Below are 5,571 nucleotides of genomic sequence, written 5' to 3'. Positions count from 1 at the left end.
CAGACCGTTCCTCGCGGAAAAGCCCTTGCCATTCGCTAGTAGTTAACATCTAATAATCAATAGGTTATTAGACGGTGATTTTCCTACAGAGGACTTTCACCTCATTAGTTCATGCCCATGCTGGGCGTACACAAAAACATCAAGGTGATGCATTACACTCGGCAGTTTTGGTTTGAAGTTCGGTGTGCTTGGTTAGTTCAGTGTTGGTGCACCTTATTGTAGGCGCTGGGGAATCCCCACAAAATCATGAATGATTACCAACAATTAGGTTTTTATATATGTTGCTTTACTTGGCTCATGGTATTGATTGTCCGAAGGTTAGTGTAATGTTTGAACATCAAGCAATTTGCTTTTGAATTTTTGTATTTGAAGCGTATTCATTAGATTTGTAGACAAGCTTTGTGTCTACTTATTGAACTACAAAGGTATTTTGTGGGGATTCGTAAGTTGTAGGCGTTATGTGAAGGAGTATGTATGAGGCCGTCTAGGTGCGAGGATTGTGGGTGTTTCTTTAATTCACAAGCAGATCTGGATAAACACCGGCTTAATTGCGTAAGGTTCGCATTTCAAAAAGGTCCATCTTTTAAATGTGTGCTGCCAAAGAAACTGAAGCGTACCCGAGGAACTCTACAAGGTACTTATGAATGGGCTTTGAATCGACACGTCCCGAAAAAGTCTAAGAAATTATATTCTATATTAAGAGCGAAGTTTAACCGAAGTGACCTAGAAAGAGAGGTTCTACGATTAGAGCGTGAGATAGTATTTAAAGAGTCAATATCCGATATACAGCTTCAAAGGCAAGTTGTGATTTCATGGCTGTTAAAAGATAACATAGCAATAGAAACAAAACAGAGCCAAGAAAGGGCGAGACTTGCAAAAGAGGCCCAAAAGAAAAAAGAATTGAAGGAACAGAGAAAGGCTTCACGGGAGAGCACTCAGGGTGGTGCACTTTGTGACGATTTTAAACCATATCGAGGTCCAATAGTGTCTGGAGGCGCTCCGGGGTTAGGTAAGCGTTCATAATTCACATAACAATGCGGGTTAAGTAGATTCTGGATTGTTCGTATTGAAAATAACACCCGTAAAGTGATCCTCGAAAGGCTGCCAACACAAACAAGCTTGTTGGTTGTGAGGGTGTCGTGACATTTCTGGCAGAGCAACAGAGCGCTTATTTGTGTGATAAATGTCGCATATCCAACTTTCTTAACAGCACTGTAAGTGAAATTGCTTTTTTAATTGCAACCTATAAGTTTTTATTAGCATGATGATGCATTTAATGCACCCTACATAGGAATTCGTTTTGAGCAATGAAGAGTTGGAAAGTTCTTGTTATGAAGATTACGAACACTACAAAGAATACAGAGATTTTCTAAATGATGGAGAGATAAAAGTATCTGAAGGGTTAGATAAAGCTGTACTTACTATATCTAGTGCGGCTCTAGGGCTTACATTTACATTTAGTAAATCAATGTTAGATTCAGGGGAACTGGTTAGCATCGGATGGCTGAAAGTTAGTTGGTTGTTTTTCGGGTTATCCGTGTTTTTTGTACTGGTTAGCTTATTTATTTCAGGGTTTATATATTTATCAAATCGGCAAATGTGTGATTCTGTTATGACGAATAGGGTTGAAATTATAGAGTGTTTACGTGCCCCCCCTAAGGCATGTCCTGAAAAAATAGAGTTCACAGACTCAAAATTTAGGGGGCTTAATCAAATATCACATTTTGCAGCTCCAGTTTTTCTCGTGTTCGGAATTTTATGGTTAGGGATTTTTTTTAATTTAAATATAAGTGAGTCAAGTTATGGGAAAGAAACCAATCCCCAACCCCAACTCAACACCCTCTCCACCAAAGAGACAAAGGCGGAGAATTCAAGTACCACCGCCACCACCACCACCCAAAAGATCCCCCCCAACGATGTAGGAGTAGTTAATGTTGATTGATGAAAATAGGCCTATAACCCCTAATTCTGCACCACCACCGCCACCACCCAAAAAGGCTCCAGCCAAAAAGTGAGGCTACATCTACTTGTCAAAGACAATCCGCCATCCCCAGCTCAGCCGAAGGAGTAGTCATGGATAAAAAACAAGTACCCCCACCACCGCCAAGGCCGGTAAGTCCGAGGGAAAAACGGGGCTAATGCCTAACTATGAATGACAGAAAGGTCGCCTATGGCGGCCTTTTTTACGTTACAGGGTTATGATTTTGGTCACCTGTAATGTCTGGGCTAGCATTGGTTACCACTGATTCTGTGGGTAAAAAATGACCTATTTAACGTAATGGGCATAATGACTACCGAATTTTATGGGTATCAGTGACATTTTTAAATTGTGGAGTGGGAAGCAATATCAACCTGTAGGTGTCTGGTAGCATAATGCGGTGTACGATCTCTGTCTCAGATCGTTGAACAAAATGTTATACCGCTATTCAGTCAGGTGGCAGAAACGGATTGTAATTTGGTTTTAAGGAGCAAGTAAATGAGTGAAACTAATAAATTTGAGTTATATAAAATTCAATTTCCGGAGGAAAGAAAAAAGCAATTGGATGCAACAATTGGGTTGGAGTCATTTCTAATTAATTGCTTCCCTAAAAGCCTGTGGTATTCAGAGGACCACAATGCAATATTGCTTGATATACCAGAAGAAGTAACTGAGTTTCATGAAAAGATTCAAAGGTTGTGTTCTTTGCCATCAGGTGGCTTTCATTGCGAACTAAAAGAATTAAAAGATCATGAACTACTTCATGAAGAAAGAAAGTGGCTTGATGAGCGCATTCAACTGAGAGTTGATCTTCTGGAAAATATTTTTCCGGGATTAGTAAATAAAGTCCCTAAACCTAGTTTCCGCATACATCTCATCTCACTGTACAAGGTATAATAAAGGCATCAAGGTGATCATTACATTCTGGGGTTTAGTCTGATTTACCATAACACCCGTAAACCGTATTCCGAAAAGGTCGCCATGTTAGGGCAAGTTTAAAATGTCACATAGTTTGCCAAGATAGAAATGTCACATTGCTTAATCATCAGAGTCCACTGTGTCGAACAATACTGGATTGACTTGGCGGGCTCTCTTTTGTGCGGTTCGACTGAATATTTTAGGGCTTCGGGTTCTCTCTAACATCTCACTTCTTTCATCCTGACTCCGTTTAGCAAAAGCTAAGGCAGCACCCAATCGTTTATTATCAACGACAGCGGCCTGGTTGACCTGTCGCAGCTTATCGAACACTTGGTAAGGCAATGCTTTGCCACAGTATTTAATGCTTACTGTGCCGTCTGGGTAATCGTAAACCATTACATTCTTACCAGCTAAACGTTGTGTGCCATCATTTGGCTCAATCAGGTAAACCACTTTGTCATATTGCAGTGTTAAGGCATTCGATACCTTACGTGTCTTTTGGCGAGCAAAGATGTCGTCCAGTTCATCGTGGTTCTCTCGCAGCGGACGATGGGCTTCTTTTAAACTATGAGGTGCGCGGGCAAAACGGTGATTAAAATCTTCGATGAAAAGAGGAAGCCATGCATTCGCCTGCTCCATTGAGTCAATGCCAGCTAGCCGCATTTCTTTGATTAAGCGGTCTTGTAAGGTTTTATTGGCGCGTTCAACTCGCCCTTTAGCCTGGGAACTATTAGCGCAAATTAATTCGATATTCAGTTCATAAAGCGCCCGACCATATTCGGTCATCTGCTTGCCGCTTAATGGCGCTTTCTTGTTGATTTTAAAGACAGAGTGCTTATCACTGTAAAAGGCTACCGGCTTGCCATGTTGTTCGATATATTGCCGTGTCGCATTCATGTAATCATAGGTTGATTCAACTTCACTGAAACGCAAAGTCATCAATCGGCCAGTGGCATCATCGATGAAAACCAGTAGACAACATTTCTCTGCTCGACCTTCAAACCAATCATGGTGTGAACCATCAATTTGGATGAGCTCCCCTAAACATTCCCGGCGGTATCGGGGTTGATAGGTTTTCGCTTTAGGTTTAGCCCGTGACTTCCATAATCCTTCATCAATCATCCAGTGACGTAATGTCTCTGATGACAGCTTAATATTATGTTTTTCAAATAATTTTTCATTGGCGAACGTCGGCCCAAAATCAGCATATTTATCTTTGATAATGTCGAGGATCTTACGTTTAAAATTTGGAGGAAACCGACGATTACTCGGCTGCCCTCGACGTAATGAAACTAAGCCTGAAGCACCATTATCTCGATATTGATTTACTAACCGTTGAATGTGTCTTCGCGTTAAGTTGAGCAATCTTGATGCATCTATTTGTGTTAATCGTTTTTCACAAACATCGCGAATAACATCAACGCGATTTATTTCTTTTTGGCTCATAGCAAGCAGCATGACACATAGCTCTGAATACGGTTAGTAACGGGGACTAACCATACCAGAATGTGACATCTCTAAATTGGGGAAATGTGACATCACTATATTGGGTTAACACCGAAAAGGTCGCCATTGAAAAGGTCGCCATTGGCGGCCTTTTTCGTTTCAGGTGAAAGATAATAATTATTGCCATAAATGAAGCCATCCATTTAGCCAGTGTCAAAAACCATAAAACATACGCTATGTTGTGATAAACAATACGGTACTATTTCTATATCATAGCGCAGCACATGCTTGACAATGCGCTATATATTGCTATTGTTGGGCTATTGATTGCGGTTAGATGTCGGAGTGTTTGTTATGAGTAACTATATGGTGTGTTTTTCAAGTGACAATTTAGAAGACTTTGTAAAGCAAAGGGGATGTGGTTACTGGCGTGCCGCAGCTAGCAGCATAAAATGGGCTGACTACTTGGTTTGCATAAAGAATAAAAATGGTGTGAACTCTAAATGGAAGGGTGAGGATGATAAGCACCATCAAGCATTTTTGATCGCGAAAATAAATGAACATGCATATATAGAAAGCGGTAAGCGTAAAATCGTGACGTTCGATGAGTTCGCCATTTTAGATGCTGATGACGCTGCAATCATTACATGGCAAGGTCAATCGCCAATCGCTTATTATGAAAAAGAAGCCTTGAAAAAGGATTCAGAAGGCGTTGATTTAAATAAAGGTATTTTTGATCCGTCAACATTAGATTGGCAGCGATTTTCTGATCTCGCGGATAAGGATGAGGTTGAGTCAGATTTAGCATTAAGTGTTAAAGATGCTAAAAAGGCTCTCTCTAAATACTACAATGTGGCAGAAGATAAAGTGTCTATCACGATAACCATTGATGAATAAATAATTCAATTCAACATAATATCCGTAAAGCGTCTCAAGCTTGCTGGTAGAATTAAGGTCGTCATTGGCGGCCTTTTTTGTACCTAGCAGTTACACGATCAGGTCAGTTCGGCGTCGATTCTGGATTATAGATAGAAAAAAAGCCGCTTATTAAGCAGCTTTTTTGTATTTGGCTCCCTCTGCTGGACTTGAACCAGCGACATACGGATTAACAGTCCGGCGTTCTACCAACTGAACTAAGAGGGAATTATTTGGAGCGGGCAGCGGGAATCGAACCCGCATCATCAGCTTGGAAGGCTGAGGTAATAGCCATTATACGATGCCCGCATAAT

4 protein-coding genes and 2 tRNA genes are annotated in these 5,571 nt (G+C 40.8%); 3 read left to right on the top strand and 3 right to left on the bottom strand.

Features of this window, described 5'->3' with window-relative positions; genetic code table 11:
* Nucleotides 1-1,300: 1,300 nt before the first annotated feature.
* Together L4D76_RS28355 and L4D76_RS28350 are read left to right on the top strand one after the other, a co-directional pair.
* On the top strand, nucleotides 1,301-1,942 hold the full coding sequence (locus L4D76_RS28355; protein WP_428444170.1) for a hypothetical protein: 642 nt from the start codon (nucleotides 1,301-1,303) through the stop codon (nucleotides 1,940-1,942).
* A gap of 534 nt (nucleotides 1,943-2,476) precedes the next feature.
* Entirely contained in the window at nucleotides 2,477-2,875 is a 399-nt protein-coding gene (locus tag L4D76_RS28350; protein ID WP_428444169.1) for a hypothetical protein, read from the top strand.
* Nucleotides 2,876-3,016: 141 nt separating this feature from the next.
* Here L4D76_RS28350 and L4D76_RS28345 read toward each other — a convergent pair whose 3' ends face one another.
* Nucleotides 3,017-4,342, bottom strand: coding sequence for an ISNCY family transposase (locus L4D76_RS28345; protein ID WP_428444168.1), 1,326 nt, complete (start codon nucleotides 4,340-4,342; stop codon nucleotides 3,017-3,019).
* 354 nt (nucleotides 4,343-4,696) lie between these two features.
* Between L4D76_RS28345 and L4D76_RS28340 the strand changes: the two genes are divergently transcribed.
* On the top strand, nucleotides 4,697-5,239 hold the full coding sequence (locus L4D76_RS28340; protein ID WP_428444167.1) for a hypothetical protein: 543 nt from the start codon (nucleotides 4,697-4,699) through the stop codon (nucleotides 5,237-5,239).
* Between the two features lie 170 nt (nucleotides 5,240-5,409).
* Here the strand turns inward: L4D76_RS28340 and L4D76_RS28335 are convergent.
* Both L4D76_RS28335 and L4D76_RS28330 read right to left on the bottom strand, forming a co-directional pair.
* A tRNA-Asn gene (locus L4D76_RS28335) sits at nucleotides 5,410-5,485 on the bottom strand.
* Between the two features lie 6 nt (nucleotides 5,486-5,491).
* Nucleotides 5,492-5,566 (bottom strand) — tRNA-Gly (locus L4D76_RS28330).
* Nucleotides 5,567-5,571: the final 5 nt, after the last annotated feature.

This window comes from Photobacterium sagamiensis, assembly GCF_050337085.1.
GTDB classification, from domain to species: Bacteria; Pseudomonadota; Gammaproteobacteria; order Enterobacterales; family Vibrionaceae; genus Photobacterium; species Photobacterium sagamiensis.
The sequence above is the reverse complement of the archived record's forward strand: the minus strand, read 5'-3'. Positions and strand labels throughout refer to the sequence as shown.